Raw genomic sequence first — 24364 nt, 5'->3', positions numbered from 1 at the left:
GTTCGGTCGCGTATTGCCCTGGGGAGACCGTTGTCCCCGTCCGCGCTTCCCCGGCACTACTGGCTGTCCCTTCGCTCGGTGTGTGGCCTGATCCCCATCTAACCGGCCGCCCAACCACGACAGTTGCCGACACCCCCGGAGACGAGAGGGCGACGCACGTTCAGCACAGCTTTAGGACCTGAGTCGGGGGTGAAATATCACGTCCGGAGGTGCGGCTGCGGAGCGCCTCAGCCTCGTGGGTGGTCGAGCCTCAGGTAGAGCAGGTAGTCGTAGCCCGAGTGCTTCGAATCGGGGTCAGGCACTCTGGCCAATTCGGTGAAGCCAAGACTCTCGTAGAGTGCGACCGCCGCGGTGTCGCGATCGCCGACCTCGAAAATGAAGATGGTGTCTGGGAATCGGATACCCACGACGCCACGTCTTGTCGAGCACGGCGGCGGCGATGCTTCCCCGGAGCAGTCCGAGCTTCCGTCTCAGGTGTGCGGCATTCAACTCCACGGCTGGCTCGTTCCCATCCGTGATGCCCGCCATCGCAGCGACGGCTCCGTCTTCGATCGCGACGAAGAAGCAATCCGTGCGAAACATGTGAGCGAACGCCGCAACCAGCCGGACCGGATCCTTCGAGAAGTACGTGAGGCGATGACCGAACCCGTCGACGAATACGCGAGCCAGTCGTCGTCCGGCATCCGCGAGCTGGTCAGCACGTATGACTCCCATCATGCGTGTCCTCCTTGGTGTCCCTGCGTAGTGCGTTCTCCAACTCTGCCCGGCGAGCAAGGACCTGGTCACGCGGTGGGAGCGGGGTGCCTGCCGGGTGGCTCAGCGTGCATGGACGACCCGCCGCCCAGAATGCGCCGTGACCTTGGCCGGCGAGCTTCGGTTGCTATGCCACAACCGGCCGTACGGGGGAGATGGTGACGATGACCTTGCCTCGTGCGTGGTGAGTGCCCACTCTCGCGAGCGCCTCCGGTGCCTGATCCAGGGGGTACGTCGTGTCCACGAGAGGCCGGATGCGTTCAGTGGCGAGCAGCTGCCCCAAGTCCGTGAGGCGCTCCGTGGTGACGGTCCCGGAGAAGACCCGTACACGCTGCGGCGCGACGAGCCCATGCCACTGCGCCTTGAAGACGCGCATGAGGGCACCGCCGTCGGGCCCTCGCACCCCGCTGTTGGGCAGGATGGCACCACCGCGCGCCACGACCCGGCGCCAGTCCCGGATGCGCACACCGCCCGCGTTGTCGATGACTGCGTCGTAGAGCGTGGCTGTGTCCAGGGGGTCCTGGGTTTCGTAGTCGAGGACGTTCTCGATTCCCAGCGACCGCACGCGCTCCACGTTCCGACCGGAGCACACTCCGATGACCTCGGCGCCGCGCAGCGCCGCCAGCTGTGCCGCGAACTGGCCGACGCCACCGGCGACACCGGTGACGAGAACTCGCTGGCGCGGCATCACCTTCGCCACCTCGACTGCGCGCATGGCGGTGGTTCCGGCGACGGGAAGGGCGGCGGCGTGCTCGGCGTCAAGGCCCTGGGGCAGCGCCGCGAGGCGGCGCTCCTCGGCGAGGGCAAACTCGGCGAACGTGGCGATGCCTTGCCCGAACACCGCGTCGCCTACCTGCCAGCGGGTTACTCCGGGGCCGACATCCGCAACGACGCCCGCCAAGTCCATGCCGAGCCTGTGCCGCGCCGGGCGTCGCAGTCCGTTCCCGGGTCGCACCATACGGGGCACGCCGCGCATGACGAACACGTCGGCCGCATTGACCGACGCCGCAGCGACTTGGATGAGTACCTGGCCCTTGCCGGGGGTGGGGATGGGCGCGTCGCCCACCGTAAGAGTGTCTGCCTCGCCGTAGGCGGGCTGAAGAAGTGCACGCATGAAGGCTCCAAAAGGGTGTGGAAAGCTGAGGTCCCGTCCTGTGGCCACGGGCCTTGGGTGTTGGGTGCGGTGGCGCTAGGCGCGCCTGGCGCTAGGGCTGTACGGCGCTAGGCCGGAATCGTGTCAGTTCGCATCGTCCCCCTGATAGGTGAAGACCCCATCGAGCGGGACACCGAGCGCCTGCGCGATCTGGAAGGCCATCTCAAGCGAAGGCGAGTAGCGCCCCTGCTCGATGGCAATGATGGTCTGGCGGGTGACGCCGAGGGTTGCCGCGAGCTCCGCCTGTGTGAGATTGCGCTCCGCGCGCAGTTCGCGGATGCGATTGGACACCCGAGTGGGTTTGGGGCCGGCCATCACAGCCCCTTGCGGTAGGCGGCGAGACTGACTCCCACGCTCGCGAGCGAGCCGAGGAACGAACCCACGAAGAGGACCGTCGCCGTCCAGAACGCAGGCGCGTTGAGTGCCAGCATGACGAGAGCCGCCAGCGCGGCAAGCCCGGTGATCCCACCGCCCGTGCTCGCGGCGTGCCGCTCGATCTCGTGGTCTCGTTCGTCGGTGTGCGCCTCCCCGCGAACACGCAGCCACAGCAGCAGCATCACCACCGCGTACAGCCCACCGCCGAGAAGGAGAGACCACAGCATCGGACCTTGCCAGTCGACGTCGACGAGCGGGCGTCCGTCCGTGCCGGCACGCACTATGACGACCGTCCAGTACGCGACGAACGTCACGACGCTGATGGCGAGTCCCGCCCAGGTGTACCGCTCGGTGAAGGTCATGACGTCTCCAGATGTTAAAAATTCTTGACACGGCCACCGTAGTGCGACCAGCGAAGAGTGTCAAGAATTATTTACATCAACCATGCGGCGTGCTCGTGAAGGCGACGGGGACGAACCCGCTCTCTCCGATGGCTCGGATCTACCGGCGAGACTGTTGGAGCGGCGCCGCCGGGTCGATCAGGCGCTGTTCGCGGTCGTGATGGATGGAGGCGCTGTCGGACTTCGCATACATACTCGGCCGTCCCACTTTGACAACCGGATCTACATCTCACGTCGTGCCGAGCCTGCTCCTCCCTAGGAGGAAGGGACGTAGGCGCAGTCGCGATACCCCACGCGCTCGTGCGCGTCAGTCGAACAGGATGACCGCCCGGCCCACGTTCGTGCCGTCGCGGAGGCGATCGACCGCGTCGCCGAGCTTGTCGAACGTGACCGGGGCCGTATCGGCGACGAGCTTGCCGTCGAGCATGAGCTGCAGCACCTGCGCGACGTCCTCGTTGTCGCCGCCCATCGAGCCGACGAGCTCGATCTGACGCATGACGAGGTCGGAGCTGTCGATCGTCGCGAACTGCGCGCCGAGGCCCACCAGCACGACGCGCCCGCCGCCGCGGACCGTCTTGATGGCCTGCGCCGTGGTCGTGCCGAAGCCGGCGAAGTCGACGATCGCGTCGAGCCCGACGTCGGCGAAGGCATCGACCGAGGTGGCGACGTCGGTGACGCCGGCGGCGAGGATCTCGGGGAAGCGATCCTCACGGACCTCGGCGACATAGACGACGGCGCCGCGGCCCAGGGCGGTCTGCACGCCGAGGCTGCCCAGCCCGCCGTAGCCGATGAGCCCGAGCTTGAGCCCGGGGGACGCCTCGGCGCGGGCGCCGACGGCGTGGTACGAGGTCATCCCGCCGTCGGTGGCCACCGCGGCCTGGTCCCACGGCACGCCGTCGGGCAGCGGCACGAGCAGCTCCTGCTGCACCGAGACGAGCGGCGCGAATCCGCCGTCGCGCTCGGTGCCGGGTCCCTCCGGCGCGGCACGCACGACCACCCGGTCGCCGACCCGACGATCGGTCACGCCCTCGCCGACCTCACGGACGATGCCCGCGATCTCGTGCCCCATCGTGCGCGCCTCGCCTTCGGCCGCGTGCAGCAGGTAGCTGATGACGCCGTCGACGTGTCCCACGTCGGTGTGGCACACCCCCGCGGCCTTCACGTCGAGCACCACCTCGCCGGGACCGGCGACGGGCTCGGGAACCTCGTTCAGCGTGATGGGCTCGCCATCGCCGACGTACTGCCATGCCTTCATGTGCCTGTCCTGTCTCTCAGGTGTCGGTGAGGTGGTACATCGCGCCATCGCTGCCCGCGGTCGGCGCCTCTTTCGCACGCACTTCGAACGTCGCGCTGAGCCGCAGGTCCTGCGACGATGCGCCGATCCGCACCGTGTAGGTGCCGCTGATCGTGCGCCACAGGTGCGCTCCGGCATCCCACATCGACAGCGGATGCGCGGGGCTCAGCGGATCGATGACGAGCTCCACCTCGCGGGACTCGCCGGGCTCGAGCGGCACCTTCGCGAAGCCGACGAGCTTCTTGGCGGGCTCGTCGTGGCCTTCGGGGACCGACAGGTACGCCTGCGCCACCTCCGCGCCCGCCCGCTCACCCGTGTTCGTCAGAGTGAACCGGAGCACGACGGGCGCCGTGCCGTCGGAGACCTCGGGCTCGACGGTCAGCGAGTCGTAGCCGAACCGCGTGTACGACAGCCCGTGCCCGAACGGGAACTGCGGCGTGAGCCCGTGCTTCTCGAAACCGCGGTAGCCGATGAACAGGCCCTCGGTGTACTCGACGTCGCGGTTCCACTCGTTGCGCACGGGGTTGGCGACGCCGATCGTCTCGTACTGGTCTTCGCTCCGCGCCATCGTGTAGGGGAGCTTGCCCGAGGGGTTCACGTCGCCGAACAGCACGCGCGCGATCGCGTGCCCCTGTTCCTGCCCGCCCATGTAGCTCTGCAGCACGGCGGCCACATCCGGCGTCCACGGTGTGAGCACCGGTGTGCCGGAGCCGATCACCACGACGGTGTTCGGGTTGGCGGCGGCGACGGCCTGGACCATCGCGTCCTGATTGCGGGCCAGCGACAGCGTCGCGGAGTCCTGCTGCTCGCACTCCATCGTCCGCACGAAGACGACCGCGACGTCCGACTCGCGGGCGAGCTCCGCGGCGGCGGCGATGTCGGGGCTGGCGACGTCGTCGGGGTGCGTCCAGCCCAGCTGCACGGCACACGGCTCGACGCCGCCGGCGCGCCCGCCCGTCGAGCGCACCTCCACGCGGAGCGAGAGCGTCGTGCCGGCCTCGAGCGTGTACTCGGCGGTCTCGACGGTGGTGTGCGCCCACGGCGAGTCGAACCGCGCGGCTTCGACGTCGTCGATCCAGAGCTTCGCCACGCCGAGCCCGGACAGCGTGAAACGGTAGGGGACGGTGAGGATGCCGGTGGAACGCAGCGACCGGGCCGACAGCGGGGGCCCGACCCGGCCCATGTCGTGGAACATGTTGAACACGAACACGTTGACGGTGGTGTCGGGCTCGACACGGTCCTCGACCGGCTCGCCGCTCAGTTCGTCGTTCTCGCAGTACTCGATGCGCACGCCCTTGACGCCGGGCTGGCCGGGCGGAGACTGGAAGGCAGAGGCGATCGGCTGCGCGCCGAGGAAGATGCCGTCACCCGACGCGATCGGGTCGGTGCCCGGTGCCGAACGCACCTCGACGCCCTCGGGGGCGCGCTCGGCGATGCCGCGCAGGATACCGACGGAGTCGGCCGGGATCGTCACGAAGCTGGAGCCTCCCACCCGGGCCGGTCGGTCGGTGTCGGCGCCGATGACGGCGATCGAGTGCACCGCGCCCAGCGGCGGCACCCCGCCCTCGTTGCGCAGCAGCGTGATCGCGGCCTCTTCGATCTCCCGCGCGATGGTCGCGTGCTCGGCGTAGGGGACCGGCTGGTCGACTTCGGGCAACGGCGTGTCGAACAGGCCGGTGACGAACATCGCCCACAGGATGCGCTGGCACGCCCGGTCGAGCACCGACTTGCTGATCGACCCGTTCTGCACGGCCCACAGCAGATGCGGCCCGTAGTAGGTGGGCTCGACGGGGTGCCCGGGCTCCTCCATGTCCAGGCCCGCGCCCGGGGAGAGGCTGTGGTTGGCGAGGTAGTCCGACATCAGGAAGCCGGCGAAGCCGAAGGCATCCCGCAGCAGCTTGTTCTGCATGTCGTCGTTCTCGTTCGCGTACACGCCGTTGATCTTGTTGAACGACGACATCAGCGAGACGGCGCCGGCGCGGATCGCGGCGTCGAACGGCGGCGCGTACACCTCGCGGATCGTGCGCTCGTCGAGGATCGAGTTGCCGCCCCCGCCGCGGTTGGTCTCCTGGTTGTAGGCCAGCGGGTGCTTGTAACAGCACAGCACACCCGGGCGCTGCACCGCGGCGGGCACCTTCATGGTCATCTCGCACACGAGCACCGGGTCTTCCCCGACGGTCTCGCCGATGCGTCCGGACCACGGCACGCGGGAGAGGTCGGCGTTCGGGCCGAGCATGACGTTGTGGCGCAGCAGGAACGACTCCTCGCCGACGACGTAGCCGTAGGGGGTTCCCAGGTCGGCATCCCACGTCGCGGCGAGCGCGATCGGCGCCGGCATCGCGGTCGCGGCCGAGTACCCCGCGGGCCGGCGCAGGCCGCTGCCGGCATCCGCCATGCGCAGCGGCGGGATGCCGAGGCGGTCGATGCCCGCGTTGCTGAAGCCCTCGACGCCCTCCAGGACGTCGCCGGTCATCAGCGCCACCTTCTCCTCGCTGGTCATCTCCTCCAGGAGAAGCGACGCGCGTCGATCGGCGGACAGCTCGGCGTCCATCCAGGGACGCTCGCTCATCGGCTCGCCTCGTCTTCGGGGATGACTTCGAGGGTGTTTCGTCGCACGGGCTCGGTGGACATCGTCACTGAGTACGGGCTATCGGCGTACTTGTCGAGGAAGGAGGCGTCGACGGCTTGATTCGTCTCTTCGTCATCGGAGGCGACGGGCACGAATCGCACGTTCTTCTCCACGCCTCCGGCCGATACGCGGCCGCGACCGGTCTCCAGCGCGGGTCCGTACCACTTGCCTTGCGTTCCGTTGAAGGAGCGGATGAAGATCCGCATCCCCACCGGCACCGACCAGATGTCGACGGTCTTCGGGGTGGTGCCGTCGGGCAGCGTCGCTCCGACGGTGAAGTAGGTCTCGGCGTTGATGCGGTCCAGCTCGTCCTGGGTCCAGGAAGCCATGATTGCGTCCTTCGATTCGATGCGGCCGTGCCGCCCCGCAACATCGACACGGGGCGGCAGGTTGGATGCCCGGCTCAGAGCCTGTCGGTGAAGAAGGGGCCGAGCTTGCTGACGGCCTCGGCGACTTCCTTCTCGCCGTCGTAGAGCTCCATGTGGTTCGCGCCCTCCACGATGTGGAAGGACTTGTCGGTGCTCGCGGCCCGTTGGTGGAGGTCGTCGCTCATCCACTTCGATCCGGCCTCGCTGCCCGCGATCACGAGCAGCGGCTGGGTCAGGAACGCCTCGGCCTTGTGGAAGGCGTCGTAGCTGAGGATCTGCGACAGGCTCCGCGCGGTCATGAAGCCCGGCGCGTTGGGGTGCTCGCAACGGGGCGTGTGGTAGTACTCCCACGCCTGGCGCAGCTCCTCGTTCGGGGCGTCCTCCTCCTTCAGCGGGGCCAGCGGGAACGGGTTGTCCTTGCCCGCGGCGTCGGCGGTGCGCGCGTCCGCGCCCATCTGCAGGACGGGAGCCGCATCGGCGTCGGCGACGTCGTTGGTCCAGCCGTTGCGGAACATCTGACCGATGTTGACCATGCTGACCGTTCCCACAGCCTTGATGCGGGGGTCGTTGATCGCGGCGTTGGCGGTGTAGCCGGCGCCGGCGCAGATGCCCATCGCGCCGATCCGGTCGGTGTCGACGTAGTCGAGGGTGGTCAGGTAGTCCACGACCGCGGACACGTCCTCGGTGCGGATGTGGGGGTTCTCCAACTGACGGGGCTCGCCGGTGCTCGCGCCTTGGAACGAGGCGTCGTAGGCGACTGTCACGAACCCGGCGTCGGCGAGCTTGCCTGCATACAGGCCCGCAGTCTGCTCCTTCACACCGCCGCCAGGGTGGGAGACGACGATGGCCGGATAAGCCTTCGACGTGTCGAAGTCCGGCGGAAAGTTGATGACAGCAGCCAGCGTGGTGCCATAGCCATTCAAGGTCTTGATGTCGATGTTCTCGCTCATGGTTCTCCTTCGCTTCGGGTCTGTGCATGGGCCGCGTTTGGCGATCCCCGTCGCACCGAACAGTTCCATCGTGGAATGCGTCCGACAGCCGCGGAAGGTTCCGTTGGAACCCCCCACTGCCCGAGCCAAGCTCTCCGGGGTTCCCGCAGAGCCTGGCTCTGGTCAGCAGACGTTCGTAGGCTCGAGATGTGACGACGAAGGACGAGAACGTGCGGGACTTCCTGTCCACCCGCCGCGCGAAAATAACCCCGGACATGGCCGGCCTGCCCACAGGCAGCGACGTCCGCCGCGTGCCAGGTCTTCGCCGCGAGGAGGTCGCCATACTCTCCGGGGTCTCAGTCGACTACTACACCCGGATCGAAAAGGGCGACCTCACCGGCGTCTCCGACGAGGTCCTCGATGCCGTCGCCCGTGCTCTGCACATGACCGACGACGAGACCGCCTACCTCTACGATCTCGCCCGCGCGGTCCGCCGACCCGCCCGCGCCCGCAAGCGGGCCAAGCCGTCCTCGACGGTTCCGCGGCAGGCGCAGCTGCTCATCGACTCCATGAACACCACGCCGGTCATCGCGCACAACGGGTGCCTGGACATCCTGGCCGCGAACCCGCTGGGCCGAGCACTGTTCTCCGTCGTCTACGACAGCCCGACCAGGAGATCCGCGGCCGCGCCGCCCAACTTGGCCTCGTTCGTGTTCCTCGACCCCGCGGCCGGGGAGTTCTACGCCGACCTCGACGACACCGCGGCTACCGTCGTGCGAATGCTGCGGGCCCAGGCCGCGACCACTCCGCACGAATCACGTCTTACCGCCCTTGTCGGGGAGCTCTCCACGCGAAGCGAGGACTTCCGTATCCGTTGGGGCGCCCACGACGTCGGCAAGCATCGCGCCGGCAGCAAGGCCCTCCATCATCGCGAGGTCGGCGACCTCGTCCTCGGGTTCGAGGAACTCACCCTCGACTCCAGCCCGTCGATCGCACTGTCCGCCTACATCGCCGAACCCGCCTCTCCCACAGCGGAACGGCTCCAACTGCTGGCAGCCCTGGCTCTGACGACGATCCCTACACAACCCTGACGCTCGCCGAGTGAGCGTGTCAGCGCACCTGCTGGATGCTGCGGGCCTACACCGCCCCGGTCTGGCTGCTCGCCGCCGTGCTGACCTGGGTGTCCATCGCGGGAAGGGGCTGCATCTGGTGATCCCGGCGATCCTCGACGCATCCGGTGCCGTCATGGTGATCTCGACTCGGCCGGATGACCTCACCGCGACCATGCGCGTCCGCCGCCGGATCGGCCCGGTGGCGATCTTCGACCCGCAGCACTTGGCCGAGGGCCTACCCGCCGGGATGCGGTGGTCACCGATCCGGGGCTGCGAGTCACCGCAGACGGCGATGATCCGCGCCACCGGACTCGCGCCGTAGAAAGAAGGCGTCCGTCGTAGAGGCGGATGTCGCGGTCCTACCTCGCCGTCTCGGCGGGGCAATCTACTTGGCCGTTCGCGGTCATGTCCTACAGCCTTCGGGCTCTTCTCACGATCAACATTCGCAGTTGACGCACTCTGCGGTGGACGCATTGGACCACCAACTGCGGAGGAGAGCCCATGACCATCGTCAATGCCGACCAGATCGGCGCGACCATCGTGGCCGAGTTCGTGGGCGCCGGGGAGTCCGCGCGCAAGGCGGACCGGCCCGAGCTGATGCGGATGATCCGGTACGTCACCGAGCATCAGGTCAACTACTGCATCGTCCACAAGGTCGATCGGCTGGCCCGCAACCGCGCCGACGACGTGACCATCCACCTCGCTCTCCGCGACGCCGGCGTGATGCTGGTGTCGGCCAGCGAGAACATCGACAGACGCCTTCGGGGACGCCACGGCCGCAAGAGCGACTGCACCCGTCAGGCCATGCTGATCGAGGACGTAGAGCGCCTGATCGAAGGGCTGTACGAGACGATCCAAGTCGGTGGCGAGACCCCGACAGGGCCTGGCCGGGATGCTGCACGCGGAGTTCGACCGGCTCATGGCATCGGAGACCAAGGAACTGGCTCGACTGACGACCGACCGCGACCGGCTGGACGACGAGCGGGTCAAGCTGCTGCAAGCCCACTACGCCGAGCTGGACGCGATCAACAACCGGATCGCCGCCCACCACGACGAATACGCCGCGGCCCGCGCCAACCTGGACGACTCGCTCGGCCTGCTCGCACACGCCGCAGACATCTATCGCGGCTGCGACGACGCCAACCGGCGGCTGTGCAACCAGGCGTTCTTCACCGCTATCTCGATTGACGAGGACGGCGAACCCCAGGTCGCCTACCAGCGGCCCTACGACGCTGTGCGATCCGGGGGTGCAAGGCAACGCGCTGACCTGGGCGGCCGAGGCCAAGAAGAAGAGCGAGGTTCAAACCCGGACCGAGGGTGGTTCCTTGGTCGAAAGTTTGAACCTCGCCCACATGGGGTCCCTGCGTAGTACGTTCGCAAACCTTACCCCGCGCACGAAGACCCTGGTCACACGCTGGAAGCGGGGCGTCTACAGGGTGTCTCAGCGCCCGGAAACCGCCCCGACGCAGGACTCTCGGGGCACCGTGGTTCGGAGGATTGAGAATCTTCAAACCTTTCTCACCGCCTCCGAGGTCGACCGACTCGTAGACGACTATCTCGACGGCGCGACGGTCAACGAGCTGGCTGACAGGTACGGCGTGCATCGCGCCACGGTGTCGGCTCATCTGACCCGGCGCCGCGTCGGGCGTCGTCGTCCGGGGCTCGGGGTCGATGAAGCGGCCGAGGCCGTGCGCCTCCACCTCGGCGGTGTCTCGATGAGGGCGATCGCGCAGAGCATGGGCGTGGATCGCAAGGCCGTGCGGCGTGCGCTGGTCGAGGCATCCGCGATTAGCGCGTGAAGCAGATGAAGGCCACCGGGGAGAGTTCCCGGTGGCCTTCCTGTTGCCAACCTCAGTTGCCGACATCCTGGGGCGGCTCTTGTCGAGGTGGCGCGGCGGCATCGCGTCGCTCCTGACGTTCGGCATCGGTGCGTGCGAGGGCCATGCCAATGAAGAGCTGAGCGAGCTTGTGTAGGTCCGGCTCGGTGCGCGGTTCGGCCACGATGCGGTAGTTGCGCATCCGCGCAGGCGGGGTCTTGCGTGGCTTGCTCGTCGTGGCCGAGTCGTCTGAGCGATCGACTTCGCCGGCGCTCATCGGGACGCTCCCGCCGTCTCGACCTCATGAGCCTGTGCTTCCTCGCGGTGCACGTCGGTGCTCGCGCGTCGGTCAGGCCGGGTCACGCGGATGTACCGCCGAAGCACAAGCGTCACCGGGTCGATCCGAAGCATCTTGAAACCGTTCCAGGTGAACAGGATCACCAGCGCGTTGAGCCAGCCAGGGCCGTCGTGGTTGAGGATCGTGGTGCAGATCGCGGCGGCGTAGAAGAACATCGCGGCCAAGCCGACGGCGAGCAGGAACCACCTGAGTCCATGACGACCGTGGGTGCGGATCAACAGGATGTTGGTCGGCGCGTACCTGAGCAGCCGGTAGCGGATGCTGAAAATCGTGGAGAGTGCGAACTGAGTCATGTCGGGCCTCGTCTTGTCATAGCAACGGCGCAGCTGACCGCTGAGGCAGCTATGAGTGAGTGCCCACGAGGGGCCGTCCCGAAGGACCCGCAGAGTTGAGAACCTGCCTCGTCCTCAACTGTACGTCTGAGCTGCGACGAAGGGAACCCCTATCGGTGGCACTCGGCGGTGCACCTCGTCGGTGACCTTGGAGTGGAAGGACACCGATCATGGCGACGTTGGCGGAGCAGGTGCAGGGCGAACGGATGGCGCGGATTGTGCTGTCGATGCTCGCTGAGCCGGACGATCTGACGACCGGATACATCCTGGGTCGCCACGGCGGCGTTGCGACGCTGAGCCTGGTGGAGTCCGATCACTACGTGACGGGGCTGGGGCGTGCCGACGTTCTGTTGTGGCGTGAGCGCCTGCGGGCACGGATCGCGCCCGACCTGATGGAGCGCGTGGCCGAGGCCGAGCAGTACGGGTTCGGCACGCTGATCCCGGCGGATCGAGAGTGGCCCGCCGGGCTGGACGACCTGGGCGACCGCGCCCCTTATGTGCTGTGGACGCAGGGCGCGTCGTCGTTCCTAGCGACGGCGCTGAGCGATCGGAACGATCACCGGTGCTCGCGCGTCCACCCACTACGGCGAACACGTCACCAGCGAACTTGCGGCGGGTCTGGCCGATGAGGAACGGGTGGTCATCGCCGGCGGCGCGTACGGCATCGACAGTGCGGCGCACCGGGGCGTGCTCGCCGCCGGCGGACAGACGATCGCTGTCCTGGCAACGGGCTTGGATCGCCGCTACCCAGCCGCACACACCGAACTGCTGGATCGGATCGGCGACACCGGCCTCCTGGTGAGTGAGCTCCCACCGGGCACCACACCGACGCGGGAGAGGTTCATCTCACGGAGCCGGCTGATGGCCGCACTTTCGGGCGGCGTGGTGATCCCGGAGGCGGGCGTGCGGTCTGGGTCGCTTGCGACTGTGCGCGCCGCGCACGACCTCGGCCGGAGCATCGGCGCAGTACCCGGCCCCGTGACCAGCGCCGTCAGCAACGGCCCAAACCAACTCATCAAGCAAGGGGTCGCGTCCGTCGTCAGTCAGGCCAGCGATGTCATCGCCCTGCTCGACGCAGACGAGAGGGCCGATCGGAGCGTTACACGATCGGTGATTGGCCGCGACTTTCGTCACGCGACCCCTGGGGGTTCTGGCCTCTCTATGTGAGCCGAGAGTTCGCTACGGACCAACTTCCTGCGAGTAGCGCGTGGCCAGAATGGTTGCGCGGTCGCGAAGGGCTGTTCGCAGCGAGTCGGGGGCCAGCACGTCCGCGTTGGTGTCGAGTTGCCAGATGGCCCAGACTGCGTGCCGCAAGTCCTCGAACATCACTTCCAGCCGCACCCAGCCATCAGCTTCGAGTTCCTCGGCCCGAACGGCGCGGGCACTGCTGAGCAGTTCTTCTCGCCGGGACGGGTTGACGCGGACGAGCACGGGAATGTGGTTCTCGGAGAGGAACTGCGCAGTCCGCTCAGCCCAGATGCGGTCAAGGTCGACCTGTTCGGGACGCTCGGCGGCTTCCGGTAGTTCTTCGGCGCTTAGCATCCGCGAGAGTCGGTAGGTTCGGCTGTCTCCGTGCTTGGTCGCTAGCAGATAGGTGCGGTCGCGGACGGTGACCAGCCCGATCGGATCGACAGTATGCGACCGGGGCTCTTTGTCGGGGGCGGCGTAGTCGAAACGCAGTCGATGTCCGACGAGGACTGCTTGGCGGACCTCGCGCATGACGGCGGGAGGAACGTCCTCGGTGACGAGCTTGCGGGAGAGGAGGTCGGTCTCGGGCTCGACCAGGAAGCGCCGGGCGGCATCGTCCAGGCTGGCTCGGTGACCGTCGGGCAGAGCGTCGACGACCTTGCGCATCGCGGATGCCAGCGCCGAACTGAGTCCGAACACCTGTTCTCCGCGGCCTGACCCTGCCGTCAACAGCGCGAGGGCTTCATCGTGGTTCAGCCCGGTCAGTTCGGTGCGGAACCCCGGCAGTAGCGAGAACCCACCGTGCCTGCCGCGATCAGCGTAGACCGGCACTCCTGCGGTGGACAGCGCCTCGATGTCGCGGAGCACCGTGCGCGTGGACACTTCCAGCTCTCCTGCGAGGTCTTCGGCGGTCATCCGACCGCGCTGGCGCAGCAGCAGCACCAGCGAGACCAACCGATCCGCACGCATGTCTCCATTCTTACCAAAAAACATGACACAGGGTGTCGTGATTGGTTGGAAGGCTGGTCTTGTGGGCGTCGAGGACGGCAGCAAACGGCAGCCGGGCGCTCACAGTCGCAACGATTGGAGTGGCAATGGAACGTTCAGCAGTCAACCCGGTGACCTGGTCGCTGGAGATGGGGTTCAACCAAGGCGAGGTGGTCTCCGGGCAGTCGCGCACCCTGTACATCTCGGGGCAGACCGCGATGAGCAAGGATGGTCGGCCCGAGCACGATGGTGACATCGCCGCGCAGCTCGCGCTTGCCGTGGACAATCTCGAAGCCGTGCTCGCGGAGGCGGGCATGTCGCTGGCGAACCTCGTCCGCCTGAACGTCTACACCACCGACGTCGACGCGCTGTTCCCGCACTACGGGGTCCTCGCCGGTCGACTGGGTGCTGCCGAAGTCGCGCCGACGACCACGATGCTCGGAGTCACCCGGCTTGCGATCCCTGGCCAGATGGTCGAACTCGAAGGAACTGCCGTCGCGTAGCGCGACCACGCCGCTCTACTGCTGCTCGCGCCAGCCCTCACCGGCGCGAGCAGCAGGGCGGAAAGGAGAACCCCTATGCCCACGATCAAGACCATCGGTGTCTACGGCTTCAACGCCGACTCGTTCCTGCAACGACTGGAGGGAGCCGAAGTCACAGTTCTGATCGACGTTCGCCAGCGGCGCGGCGTCCGCGGGCCCGAGTACGCCTGGGCCAACTCGCTCCGCCTCCAAGGAGCCCTCTCCCATGCCCGTATCGAGTACCAGCACCGCCGTGAACTCGCACCAACGACCGAGCTTCGGCATCTTCAATACGCGGAGGACCATCGTCAGGGAGTCGGGAAGCGCAACCGGCGCGAGCTTGCCGTCGAGTACACACGCCGCTACACGGCCGAGATACTCGATCACGCCGACCTGACGACAATCGCTGAGTCGCTGCCGACTGGAATCACCGCAGCACTGCTCTGCGTTGAACGTGACCCCGAAGCGTGCCACCGCTCTCTCATCGCGCAGCGGTTTGCCGAAGAACACGGACTCTCCATCCAGCACCTCCGGCCATGACCGACGCACTCGACAGGAGGCTGGAGCGAATCGGCCGGCACCACTTCCGAGCCAAGTTCCGGCTGCAAGGCAGAGACAAAGCCGTTGTTGACCTTCGTGGTCTAGCAGTAGTTCGCAAACACGCCGACGAGTTGATCCGGGCACGGCTCGCCCCCGCCAATCCTCGCAACGACGGTAAGCAGACGCCATATCGTGGCCACCCTGTCTTCGTCGCCCAGCACGCCACGGCAACCTGCTGCCGCACCTGCCTGGCCCGCTGGCATGACATCCCCGCTGGCCGTCCGCTCGATCACTCCGAACGCTCCTACGTCGTGGAAGCGATCTGCCGGTGGATTCAGAACCAGTACGCCCCACATCGGCCACCGCCGTAGAACGCATGAAGCCGAGACCGCCCACCCGAAAGATGAAACCAACTGTGAACAGACTTCCCATAGCGATCAACATGCCGCTTGCGGTTCGGATGCGCCCACGCTCGCTTGACGAGGTTGTAGGACAGCAGCATCTATTGCAGAGCGGTTCACCGTTGCGGGTACTCGCTTCTGCTGACGGCGCCGGCGCGGTGTCGGTGATCTTGTGGGGACCGCCGGGAACCGGCAAGACCACGCTCGCTCAAGCCATCGCTCATTCCAGTGGGCGATCATTCATCGAGCTGTCCGCAGTCAGCTCCGGGGTCAGAGAGGTTCGTGCAGCGATGGAACGAGCCCAGGCCGACCTCGACCTCTATGGCACTTCAACGGTGCTATTCCTAGACGAAATCCATCGGTTCACCAAGTCTCAGCAAGATGCCTTGCTGCCGGGCGTAGAGAACGGGTGGGTGACGTTGGTCGCCGCGACTACGGAGAACCCATCCTTTTCGGTCGTCAGCCCGCTGCTCTCGCGCTCGCTTCTCCTTACGTTGGAGCCCCTGGCGGACGACGAACTGCGCGCGCTCTTGTCACGGGCCATCACCGATGACCGGGGCATGGCAGGCAGCATCGAAGTGGCCGACGATGCGCGCGAAGTCTTGATCCAACTTGCTTCGGGCGATGCCCGGCGTGCGCTGACTGCGTTAGAAGCCGCTGCTGCGACCGTAGCCGCCGACAAGGCCACTGAATCGGCGGCCAAGCCGGTCGTGACGGTTGAAGTCGTAGCAGCATCCGTTGACCGTGCGCTGCTGCGCTACGACCGCGACGGGGACGAGCACCATAACGTGACCAGCGCCTTCATCAAGTCGATGCGCGGATCGGACCCGGACGCTGCGATCCACTATCTCGCCCGCATGATCGAGGCAGGCGAAGACCCGCGCTTCATCGCCCGCAGGCTCGTTGTACACGCCGCAGAGGACGTTGGAATGGCGGACCCTCAGGCGCTTCTGATCGCAGTCGCCGCCGCCGAAGCGGCCCAGTTGATCGGCTGGCCCGAAGCAAGAATCCCGTTGGCTGAGGCCACCATCTACATCGCGACAGCTCCCAAGTCGAACACCGTGATCGCCGCTATCGACGCCGCCATTTCTGACGTACGTCGAGGCGGGTTCGGCGTCGTGCCGATTCACCTACGACACTCGCACAACCGTGGCGCCACACTGCTCGGCCCCGGCAAGGGCTACAAGTCGCCACATAACGATCCCCGAGGCGTGCTTCGTCAGCAATACCTTCCCGACCAACTGGCAGATCGCTCCTACTACCAACCCACGGACCGCGGCAACGAGCACGCCGTACGCGACCGACTCGACAAGATTCAGCGGATCACCAAGGGGATGTAAGTGCCAGCTCGCCGACGCCGGAGAGGCGGTCATGTCCTCGGTGTCGAACAGTCGGCTTCCTACGGGCACGGCCGTGGCTAGTGCGATATGGCCATCCCATCGCGCGACAGGTGCGTGGAAATCCCCTGTGCCTTCGCACCGATTATCGCCAACACACGAACAGTGCATCGCCCGGTCGGGCCACTCGCCTACGACTGCGTGAAGATCATCGTCGTCAGGGATGGCTCCGCGATCCTGTTCAGCGAGTTCGGCCAGAAGCCCGTCAAGGTCGGCGACGTGATCGTGCTGGGCGCGAACACTCTCTGCGGCAGCGAGCCCGAAGGTCGCATCACGGTGACGACGATCTATGCAGACACCGACTATGTGATCGACCAGGTGTTCTGGCAGCATGTCGGCTTCCTGCAAGACCGACTCGATGCACTGGAGTTCGCCGCAACGATCTATACCGAGCCGGCGCAGATTCTCCGTCTTGGCGAGGATCGGGCGGGTCAGTTGATGCCGTGGCTGGACGAGCTGGTCGCTCTGAGTATCGAGGCGCGGCCCGTCGAGAACTTTCACCGGATGCAGGCGCTGTGGTTCTCCATCGCCCATGTCATCTTCCCGTTCATCAAGACCTCACCGATCCGCACGTCCTCCACGCAACGAGCGACGGGCTGGCCGACCCAGCCCCGGCATCGCCGGTTTGCGCCGATCCGTAGTGAGGCCCGGCGGGGCGCGGAGTTGTTGCGGGCCGATCCGGTTCGGCACTGGTCGGTAGGCGATCTGGCCGACGAGTTGCATGTGTCGAAGTCGCAGGTGGGTCGGGTATTCGTGGAGGCGTTCGGGAAGTCACCAATCGCGTATCTGACGATGCTGCGTACCGAGCAGATGGCCGGGCTGTTGCGATCCACCGAGATTTCAATCGCGGCGATCGCCCATGCTGTCGGGTGGCATGACCCCGACTTCGCGGCACGGCAGTTCCGGCGCAGCGTCGGCGTCACGCCGAGCAAGTATCGGGCCATCAGCCGCCGGCACGCTGCACAGCAGACGGGCTGAACTCAGAGGGTTCGCGCGGGGCGCGTGGTGGCCGACCTCGCAGGTTCGGGCTGCGTCTCGTCCGTGATGGCGCGTGCGCGATCGAGGGCAGCGCGGGCGCGGGCGGCGTCGATCTTCTGCCGGGTGCTCTGCGGTGCGGGGCCGAGCGGGCTTCGGTCGTCGGTGATCTGGTAGCGGTCCCGGTACGCCGCAACGATGACGGCCGCGCGCCGCCAAGCCCTCCGCTGCTTCGCGTCCTTCGGCGCCGGGCCGAGTTGGGCTGTCCACAGTGCCTTGTCGGTAAGCGCGCCCGTGAGCACGGCGTCGGCGCGGGCCTCGATCAGCTCATGGCGCTCGTCCAGCGCTTGGCGCATGTCGTCGGCCATCGGCCCGTGCGCGTATGGGATGAGGCCGGCGATGAGCCGAGGCGGTTTGCGTGTGCGGCCGGACCCGGCAGGCCGGGCCGTGGCGCGGGCGACGCGGGCGTGGATCACCGAAGCGATGTCGTCCGCATCGCCCAGCCCCCGCGCGGCGATGAGACGCGGCAGCAGGGTGTCGAGGTCGTGGTGGTTGGCTTCGGCGTGCCGAAGCTCGGCCGACAGGGCCGGGTAGGCGTCAGAGTCGAGCACAGCATCGACCTGCGCACTCGCGAGTCCGGCGGCGGCAAGGAGGGCGCCCCAGCGGTCGTGTTGGGCGGCTTGGGCGATGGTTTCGTACTCGGCAGCGAGCTGGCCGATGTTGCTCCACCGTTCGTGCTCGGCGGTGATCGTCTCGTGCGCGGAGAGTTCGGCGCCGATGTGCTGGATCACACCGTAGAGCACCGATCGGGCGGTGGCGTCTGGGTTGTCGCTGGGGTGCGGCACCCCATGGCTGTCGTCGGGCCGATCGAGAACCACGTAGGCGTAGTTGCCGTCAGCGCCGCGGGTCATGGCGACGTAGAAGTTCTCCCGCGTCGTGGTCGCGGTGGCGATGACGTGCGCGGTGTCGGTGGTCACGCCTTGCGCTCGGTGGGCGGTGATCGCGTAGCCGAGGTCGAGGTGTTCGGCCACGTAGTCAGCGGGCAGGACGATCCCGCCACGGCGCCGGCGGCCGACCGGGCGGATGCTGACCGACCCGTCCGCGTGGACGCCGGCGACGGTCCAGCGGTCGCCGTTACGGACCCAGGAGCGGCCGTTGCGGAGGCGGCGGTCGTTGTGGCGAGTGATGACCAGATCGCCTTCCGATACGGCGGTGCCGTCATGCAGCCCGACTTCACGGGTGCCGTGCACGGTGCCGTCAATGATCCTGTCAGCTCGTGCGCGGGCGTTGAGGGCGGTGACGGTCTCGTGGGTCTCGGCGACGAGGATCGACGCCCGCCCGGCGGCGAGGTCGTGCCGCCACGCGCCATAGGCGGCATCGATCATGGCTTCCTGTTCGCCGCCGGTGATGCGGTCGTGGTCGATGAGGGTGTCGATCGCCTCGGGCCGGCCGTGGCGGAGCTGGAGGGAGGTGGTCTTCTCCCACCGGTGGGTGAAGCGGTGGATGTCGAGTAGTTCGGGGGTGTCGTCGCGGGCGTGGACGAGCATCGAGAACGCGCCGCCGGCGTCGACCGATTGGAGTTGCCCCCAGTCACCAACCAGCAGCGTCTTCGCGCCGGCTTGCTCGGCTTCGGCGGTGATGCGGTCGAGAGAGGCGGTGCCGGCCAGGGATGCCTCGTCGATGATGATGAGCTGGCCGGCCTCAAACGTGGTGCCGTGCATGAGGTGGTTCTGCCACCATTTCGCCGTGTTCTCCGTGACGACCCCCAGATCGTCCGCGAGGACCTGCGCGGCGACGGCGGACGGGGCGAGTCCGACCACGGAACCGGGGCCATGCTCCTTCTCCCATGCTCGGCGGAGCGCGTTCATGGCGGTGGTCTTGCCTGCGCCGGCGGGGCCGACCAGTACGTCGAGGGTGCGGCCAGAGACGGCGATCGCCGCGAGGGCTGCGGCTTGATCCTCACCGAGCATCCGGCCCCTTGGGTCGGGACGGCTGGTGATCTGCTCGACCGTCTCCAAACCCACCACCGGCCCCGCGAGAGTGTCGGCGCGGGCAAGGAGTCGGTCTTCGGCGGCGAGCAGGGCTTCGGATGAGAACAGGACCGAGGCGTGTGGCCGGAACCGTGAGGTGCCATCAGATCGGCGGAACTGCACCGGGCTGGACGCGAGTTCGGGAGGGGTCAGGCGCAGCGAGGCTTGTTCGGCGGCATCGACTACGAGCCCGGTGATCGCCTCCCGATCCAGCATCGTGCCGAACCGCCAGCCCATCATCTGCCGGGAGGCTTCGGCGTGCAGGTTCCAGCGCATCCACGTCGACCGCTTCTCACTTACGACCGCCATCACCGACAGCCCGACCTCGCGCACGACATCCAGCGGCACGTCATCGGCCCGCAATACCCGCGCCGGTGCGTCCGCTGCCTGGCGGGTGAGGGTGCGTGCCCAGCCGGTCGCGTCCTGCCCGAGCACCCGGCCGGCGCGTTCTCGCCATTGGCGGGTCAGGTCTGCGAGCGAGTGGATGTGCTTCTCCGGCCGGGTCGCCAGGGTCGCTTGGGCGCGCAGCTTCAACACGATCCGCGCGGAGGGCTGCCGGCCGTGCGTGGCGACGTACTCGGCGATGAGGCGTTCTTTCTCAGCCTCGATGTGATGTGACCGGGTGGAGAACTCACCGATCAGTTCTTCGGTGACGCCGACGAGTTCCCAGGCGGGGTTGCGGTCCCGTCCCCGGTCGCGGCTCTCCCACTCGATGCCGAGAGTCCGGGTGAGCTGGTCGGCCAGGGCGGCGTTGTAGAGCTCGGAGACCGCGACGACCGCGGCGTGCATCGGCCTGCCGGCGAGGGCGCGCCACTTGCCGTCTTGGGCGGTCTTGACCTTGTTGCTGATGACGACGTGGGTATGCAACTGCGGATCGCCCGCCCGGGAGTCGTAGTGATCGAACGCGGTTGCGGCGACGCCGAGGACATCGACGTGCGCAACCGTGCCCTCGGGGCCGTCCGCGCCGGTGCGAGTGACTGCAACCTCGCCTTCAATGAACGCAACCAGCTCTGCAACCGCCGCATGATGCGCGTCCGCGATCAACGCTTGCGTCCCGGCGTCGGCGACCGCCCACAACGCCGACACGCTCTTGGGCACCGAGAACGTGAAGTCGAACCCCGCCACCGCACGCCGCGTTCCACGCTCGATTTCCTCGGCCTCGATCCGTGCCGTCTCGACCGCCCGCGCCGCCGGCCCCAACTCGGCGTCGAGGGCTTTGATGCGGCGTTCGATCCGGTCGGCCACGGGCGCGAACGTCGGGTACGCCTTGCCGAGCGGGTCACCAGTGATCGGATCACGACCCGACCCGATCAGCAGCTCGAGCTGCGCCTCCGACACCTCCGAGCCGGTCGTCAGCTCGCCGTGCCCGAGAGCGGCGAGGCCCTGGCCGATCCAGAACCCGGGCGGGTTCCCCGCCTCGGCGTAGTAGCGCGTCAACGGCGTCGAGAGGGAGCGGTCACCGTCACCGGCCGCGACCGAGCGGAGCAGGTACTTGTAACCATCCCCGGCCGTCATCACGCGCATCGAAACCGTCACCAGCAGCCTCCCTTCCGTGCCCGCAAGGTGAGCCGGACCCCGCCGCTCTCGGCCGCGTCAACGCGCGGTTGCGCCTCTACAGAAAGACGTGTGGTGGCTCAGGTGGGGCCGGGCGACTCCGGCGGGGAGCGAGTTGGCGCGGAGCCAACGTCGCGGTTCTCGAAGGTGCGCGGGGCGGGGATCGTCGCGGCGTGCCGCTGATCGACGGATGGCAGTTCGGGACGGTGGTGCACCTGCCGGATGACCAGCCCGGCGACGACTTCCCTTACAGAGTCCGGTCGGGGATCACCCATCGGCCGGAGCCCTCATGCACGACCCCACTCAGCACGACCGCCCACTCAGAGTCGGATCGCTCTTCTCTGGGTACGGCGGGCTCGACCTCGCTATCGAACACGCCCTCGGGGCGGAGACGATCTGGTTCTCCGAAATCAACAAGCACGTCGCCCGCATCTTCTCCCACCACTGGCCTGACGCCCCGAACCTCGGCGACATCACCACCATCGACTGGCGCGACGTCGAACCCGTCGATGTGCTCTGTGGTGGATTCCCCTGTCAAGAAGTATCGGTCGCCGGCCGACGTGCCGGCCTCGCGCCCGGCACACGATCCGGCCTCTGGACACACATGGCAGCCGCGATCGACGTTCTTCAACCCGAGCTGGTCGTCATCGAGAACGTGCGCGGCCTGCTCTCCACGATGGCCGTCCGCACACCCTTGGAAGGAGACGACGATGAGCACCGCGACCCCGACGATGCAACCCCCGACCCTGCAACCCTTCGCAACCTGGAACTCGACCCGTGGGGTTTGGGAGACAACGCAGCTCGACCTCTCCGGGCGGCCGGCGCCGTTCTCGGAGACCTGGCCGACCTCGGGATGGATGCACGATGGATCGGGCTACCCGCTTCCGCCATCGGCGCACCACATCCCCGCTTCCGAGTCTTCATCCTCGCCCACCGCATTCTTCCGGACACCGGTAGCGACGGATGCCAAGCGCGGAGGGGAGACGGTCGATCAAGTTCGGGCTCGGCGGGGCACTATCACGTTGAGCCATCAGCTCATCGACTTTGCGCTTCACGGACCGGATGGCTCGCCGAGCAAGCAAGCCGAGCCGGAGACGCTGTGGCACCTGATCGACGGCATCTTCACCGCTGGGGACGCTACGCCGGAGCCATCGCCCGATGGGAACACATCACCGGACGGGAAGCACCAGCCCCCGCACTCTTGAACCTCCTGAACGAAGGCGAAGGGCCACGACCAGCACCCGAGTTCGTGGAATGGATCATGGGGCTCCCGGCCAGATGGGTCACTGACCCCGACCACGGACTGACGCAGAACCAGCAGATCACCGCCCTCGGCAACGGGGTCGTTCCGCTTCAAGCCTCGGCTGCCTTGGCGCTGTCGATGACTTGATGAACGACGGCGGGCGATGAGCACCCGCCCAGCCGCGACATGGCTGCATCGGAGCGGGCCTTTGAGCAGCATTGCTCGACGATGTGCGTGTCGGCATCGGATCGATCGATGGGATGGGGGTGCAGCCGATGTCAGTATACCCCTATGGGGTATTGTTGGAGGTAGTCGCGCAACGTCAGCTACGACGTCGGCGCAGAATCACGGCAGCGGAACATCGTTAGAGAGGACGTGGAGCATGTCGAGTCACGATCATCATCACGATGGGCACGAGGCGCAGTCTCACCCTCATCACCATCACCCGGCACCGGACGCGGAGAACTTGGTGCGGTGTCCGGTGATGCCGAACAATCTGGTGGACCCGGAGCGGGCTGAGCAGCAGGGCCTGTACCGGGATTACGAGGGCAAGCGGTACTGGTTCTGCTGCGCCGGATGCGGCCCGCTGTGGGACGCCGACCCCGCGCGATACGCGCACGCCGCCTGACCGGTTGAGCATCGCCGCCACGGGCGCTCAGGTGGCTTCGTGGCGCGATGCTTTACCGTAGTGAGCAACGATCATGCAAACCGTGAGGCTTATGGACTCGGAGGTCGAAAGGAGGACGGCGATGGGTGCTCTTCGCTCGGTGATGACCGGCGGGTCGCCTCGTCGTCCTGGCCTGCTCGTGTTCGGCCTGCTGATGATGGTGATCGCTGGGCTGTTCGCGATGCACGTTCTGAGCATGTCCGGCCCGATGGGGCATACCTCCCCGACCCTGACGATCGAGACCGAACACATCGCTGCCAAGGCGGGTCCGGACGAGGCCATGTCGGCCCCTGTAGCGGATCAGATGGCCGGCTCCAACACGAGCGATGCCGCCGCAGCCGGTGAGACGCACTGTGATGGGTGCGGGGAACCGGCACCGAGCCATTCGATGCTGATGCTGGGGTGCGTGATCGCGCTCCTGATCGGCTTGGTCCTCCTGCTCGCTCCCAGGCTACTGGGCCGCGGGTGGCTGACGCGGCTGCTTGCTGTTCGCGCGTTGCCGCTGCTGGGGGGCGCGGTGCTGCCACGCGCGCGTCCGCCTTCTCTCATCGTTCTTTCGATCAGTCGCACCTGAGTTGCGCTGTGGCGTCCCACGGACCATCGGGTTCGGGTGATGCCTGTCTGTCATGCCCCGACCGGGGTGTGGATGGACCGCGACTCTTCATTCGACTGACGAAAGGACAACTTCATCATGCGTATGCGCATGGCTGCGCTGGCTTCGACCGCGCTCATTACGACTCTGGTGCTCGCCGGTTGCGGGCAGAATAACGACCCCGGCGGGATGCCCGGGATGGATCACGGCTCGTCAAGTTCCAGCCCCTCCTCGTCGGAGGCTAGCGGAGACTTCAACGCTGCGGACGAGATGTTCGTGACGATGATGATCCCGCACCATCAGCAGGCCATCGAGATGGCTGATCTGATCCTCGGCAAAGACGGGATCGATGAGCGGGTGGTGACGCTGGCTCAGCAGATCAAGGACGCCCAGGGGCCCGAGATCGAGACCATGCAGGGCTGGCTGCAGGAGTGGGGTCTGCCCTCACCCGACCCGTCCATGGGCGGCATGGACGGCATGGACCACGGCGGCGGCATGATGTCCGAGGAGGACATGACCGCGTTGGAGTCTGCGACCGGCGTCGAGGCGACCCGACTGTTCCTGCAAGGAATGATCGAGCACCACAACGGCGCGATCATGATGGCCGAGATGGAGCTGTCCAACGGGCAGAACCCGGATGTGCTGGAACTGGCGCAGCAGGTCATCGACGGCCAGAAGGCCGAGGTCACCACGATGCAAGAGATTCTGGACAGCCTCTAGCCGTCCTCGACAGGAGCGGGCGTGGGAG

Annotated in this window: 28 protein-coding genes and 1 pseudogene; 16 read left to right on the top strand and 13 right to left on the bottom strand. The window is 67.2% G+C overall.

Annotated features, from left to right (window positions below; translation table 11 throughout):
- Window positions 1-227: 227 nt before the first annotated feature.
- The 8 genes from MLP_RS18380 to MLP_RS18345 form a co-directional block, all read right to left on the bottom strand.
- Window positions 228-407, bottom strand: coding sequence for a GNAT family N-acetyltransferase (locus MLP_RS18380; protein WP_013864664.1), 180 nt, complete (start codon window positions 405-407; stop codon window positions 228-230).
- Between the two features lie 473 nt (window positions 408-880).
- Entirely contained in the window at window positions 881-1819 is a 939-nt protein-coding gene (locus MLP_RS18375) for an NAD(P)-dependent alcohol dehydrogenase (RefSeq protein WP_172641595.1), read from the bottom strand.
- A 171-nt stretch (window positions 1820-1990) separates the two neighbouring features.
- Complete coding sequence (locus MLP_RS18370; RefSeq protein WP_231851338.1) at window positions 1991-2197, bottom strand: helix-turn-helix transcriptional regulator; 207 nt, start codon at window positions 2195-2197, stop codon at window positions 1991-1993.
- Window positions 2198-2220: 23 nt separating this feature from the next.
- On the bottom strand, window positions 2221-2643 hold the full coding sequence (locus MLP_RS18365; protein WP_013864660.1) for a hypothetical protein: 423 nt from the start codon (window positions 2641-2643) through the stop codon (window positions 2221-2223).
- A 346-nt stretch (window positions 2644-2989) separates the two neighbouring features.
- A complete protein-coding gene (locus tag MLP_RS18360) occupies window positions 2990-3937 on the bottom strand; it encodes a zinc-binding dehydrogenase (protein ID WP_013864658.1) in 948 nt (315 codons plus the stop codon).
- A 16-nt stretch (window positions 3938-3953) separates the two neighbouring features.
- Window positions 3954-6545, bottom strand: coding sequence for a glycoside hydrolase family 3 protein (locus tag MLP_RS18355; protein WP_013864657.1), 2592 nt, complete (start codon window positions 6543-6545; stop codon window positions 3954-3956).
- Complete coding sequence (locus tag MLP_RS18350) at window positions 6542-6934, bottom strand: DUF2255 family protein (RefSeq protein WP_013864656.1); 393 nt, start codon at window positions 6932-6934, stop codon at window positions 6542-6544. Before MLP_RS18350 ends, MLP_RS18355 begins: the two co-directional genes overlap by 4 nt.
- Before the next feature lie 74 nt (window positions 6935-7008).
- Entirely contained in the window at window positions 7009-7923 is a 915-nt protein-coding gene (locus MLP_RS18345) for an alpha/beta hydrolase (protein WP_013864655.1), read from the bottom strand.
- Window positions 7924-8111: 188 nt separating this feature from the next.
- Here MLP_RS18345 and MLP_RS18340 point away from each other — a divergent pair, with 188 nt between their 5' ends.
- The 5 genes and pseudogenes from MLP_RS18340 to MLP_RS29040 all read left to right on the top strand — a co-directional run bounded on the left by MLP_RS18340 (window position 8112) and on the right by MLP_RS29040 (window position 10813).
- Window positions 8112-8993: a helix-turn-helix domain-containing protein gene (locus tag MLP_RS18340; RefSeq protein ID WP_013864654.1), complete on the top strand. Its 882-nt coding sequence runs from the start codon at window positions 8112-8114 to the stop codon at window positions 8991-8993.
- 10 nt (window positions 8994-9003) lie between these two features.
- A complete protein-coding gene (locus MLP_RS18335; protein WP_013864653.1) occupies window positions 9004-9336 on the top strand; it encodes a hypothetical protein in 333 nt (110 codons plus the stop codon).
- A 179-nt stretch (window positions 9337-9515) separates the two neighbouring features.
- Window positions 9516-9710, top strand: a pseudogene (locus MLP_RS29050) (recombinase family protein); the annotation flags it as partial.
- Between the two features lie 166 nt (window positions 9711-9876).
- Window positions 9877-10383 carry a hypothetical protein gene (locus tag MLP_RS29045; RefSeq protein WP_013864651.1) on the top strand — a complete coding sequence of 169 codons (507 nt, stop codon included), beginning with the start codon at window positions 9877-9879 and terminating at the stop codon, window positions 10381-10383.
- Between the two features lie 115 nt (window positions 10384-10498).
- Window positions 10499-10813 carry a helix-turn-helix domain-containing protein gene (locus MLP_RS29040; RefSeq protein WP_013864650.1) on the top strand — a complete coding sequence of 105 codons (315 nt, stop codon included), beginning with the start codon at window positions 10499-10501 and terminating at the stop codon, window positions 10811-10813.
- 52 nt (window positions 10814-10865) lie between these two features.
- On the opposite strand, the gene MLP_RS18315 is transcribed toward MLP_RS29040, so the two are convergent.
- Entirely contained in the window at window positions 10866-11108 is a 243-nt protein-coding gene (locus tag MLP_RS18315) for a hypothetical protein (protein WP_013864649.1), read from the bottom strand.
- Window positions 11105-11482 carry a hypothetical protein gene (locus MLP_RS18310; RefSeq protein WP_013864648.1) on the bottom strand — a complete coding sequence of 126 codons (378 nt, stop codon included), beginning with the start codon at window positions 11480-11482 and terminating at the stop codon, window positions 11105-11107. Before MLP_RS18310 ends, MLP_RS18315 begins: the two co-directional genes overlap by 4 nt.
- A 218-nt stretch (window positions 11483-11700) precedes the next feature.
- Between MLP_RS18310 and MLP_RS28675 the strand changes: the two genes are divergently transcribed.
- Together MLP_RS28675 and MLP_RS28670 are read left to right on the top strand one after the other, a co-directional pair.
- On the top strand, window positions 11701-12150 hold the full coding sequence (locus MLP_RS28675) for an LOG family protein (protein WP_197536439.1): 450 nt from the start codon (window positions 11701-11703) through the stop codon (window positions 12148-12150).
- Window positions 12068-12688 carry a DNA-processing protein DprA gene (locus MLP_RS28670; protein WP_197536644.1) on the top strand — a complete coding sequence of 207 codons (621 nt, stop codon included), beginning with the start codon at window positions 12068-12070 and terminating at the stop codon, window positions 12686-12688. Before MLP_RS28675 ends, MLP_RS28670 begins: the two co-directional genes overlap by 83 nt.
- Window positions 12689-12700: 12 nt before the next feature.
- On the opposite strand, the gene MLP_RS18300 is transcribed toward MLP_RS28670, so the two are convergent.
- Complete coding sequence (locus MLP_RS18300; protein ID WP_013864645.1) at window positions 12701-13678, bottom strand: helix-turn-helix transcriptional regulator; 978 nt, start codon at window positions 13676-13678, stop codon at window positions 12701-12703.
- Window positions 13679-13803: 125 nt separating this feature from the next.
- On the opposite strand from MLP_RS18300, the gene MLP_RS18295 reads away from it, so the two are divergent.
- The 5 genes from MLP_RS18295 to MLP_RS18275 all read left to right on the top strand — a co-directional run bounded on the left by MLP_RS18295 (window position 13804) and on the right by MLP_RS18275 (window position 17533).
- Window positions 13804-14199 carry a RidA family protein gene (locus tag MLP_RS18295; protein ID WP_041790242.1) on the top strand — a complete coding sequence of 132 codons (396 nt, stop codon included), beginning with the start codon at window positions 13804-13806 and terminating at the stop codon, window positions 14197-14199.
- 75 nt (window positions 14200-14274) lie between these two features.
- Window positions 14275-14757: a DUF488 domain-containing protein gene (locus MLP_RS18290; protein WP_013864643.1), complete on the top strand. Its 483-nt coding sequence runs from the start codon at window positions 14275-14277 to the stop codon at window positions 14755-14757.
- Entirely contained in the window at window positions 14754-15128 is a 375-nt protein-coding gene (locus tag MLP_RS29555; RefSeq protein WP_013864642.1) for a DUF4186 domain-containing protein, read from the top strand. Before MLP_RS18290 ends, MLP_RS29555 begins: the two co-directional genes overlap by 4 nt.
- Window positions 15129-15160: 32 nt before the next feature.
- Window positions 15161-16498: a replication-associated recombination protein A gene (locus MLP_RS18280; RefSeq protein WP_156821214.1), complete on the top strand. Its 1338-nt coding sequence runs from the start codon at window positions 15161-15163 to the stop codon at window positions 16496-16498.
- A gap of 198 nt (window positions 16499-16696) precedes the next feature.
- Window positions 16697-17533: a helix-turn-helix transcriptional regulator gene (locus MLP_RS18275; protein WP_231851337.1), complete on the top strand. Its 837-nt coding sequence runs from the start codon at window positions 16697-16699 to the stop codon at window positions 17531-17533.
- Window positions 17534-17535: 2 nt separating this feature from the next.
- On the opposite strand, the gene mobF is transcribed toward MLP_RS18275, so the two are convergent.
- Both mobF and MLP_RS28095 read right to left on the bottom strand, forming a co-directional pair.
- A complete protein-coding gene (mobF, locus tag MLP_RS29035; protein ID WP_231851336.1) occupies window positions 17536-21075 on the bottom strand; it encodes a MobF family relaxase in 3540 nt (1179 codons plus the stop codon).
- A gap of 119 nt (window positions 21076-21194) precedes the next feature.
- Entirely contained in the window at window positions 21195-21389 is a 195-nt protein-coding gene (locus tag MLP_RS28095) for a hypothetical protein (protein ID WP_156821213.1), read from the bottom strand.
- A gap of 14 nt (window positions 21390-21403) precedes the next feature.
- Here MLP_RS28095 and MLP_RS29550 point away from each other — a divergent pair, with 14 nt between their 5' ends.
- The 4 genes from MLP_RS29550 to MLP_RS18250 all read left to right on the top strand — a co-directional run bounded on the left by MLP_RS29550 (window position 21404) and on the right by MLP_RS18250 (window position 24336).
- Complete coding sequence (locus MLP_RS29550) at window positions 21404-22504, top strand: DNA cytosine methyltransferase (RefSeq protein WP_013864638.1); 1101 nt, start codon at window positions 21404-21406, stop codon at window positions 22502-22504.
- 235 nt (window positions 22505-22739) lie between these two features.
- On the top strand, window positions 22740-22985 hold the full coding sequence (locus MLP_RS18260; protein WP_013864637.1) for a YHS domain-containing protein: 246 nt from the start codon (window positions 22740-22742) through the stop codon (window positions 22983-22985).
- Window positions 22986-23076: 91 nt separating this feature from the next.
- Complete coding sequence (locus tag MLP_RS18255; protein WP_156821212.1) at window positions 23077-23598, top strand: DUF6153 family protein; 522 nt, start codon at window positions 23077-23079, stop codon at window positions 23596-23598.
- Window positions 23599-23892: 294 nt separating this feature from the next.
- Window positions 23893-24336: a DUF305 domain-containing protein gene (locus MLP_RS18250; protein WP_197536437.1), complete on the top strand. Its 444-nt coding sequence runs from the start codon at window positions 23893-23895 to the stop codon at window positions 24334-24336.
- The last annotated feature ends 28 nt before the right edge of the window (window positions 24337-24364 follow it).

The sequence above is a fragment of the Microlunatus phosphovorus NM-1 genome (assembly GCF_000270245.1).
GTDB classification, from domain to species: domain Bacteria; phylum Actinomycetota; class Actinomycetes; order Propionibacteriales; family Propionibacteriaceae; genus Microlunatus; species Microlunatus phosphovorus.
Note: the sequence above shows the minus strand (reverse complement) of the source record. Positions and strands in the feature narration are given on the sequence as shown.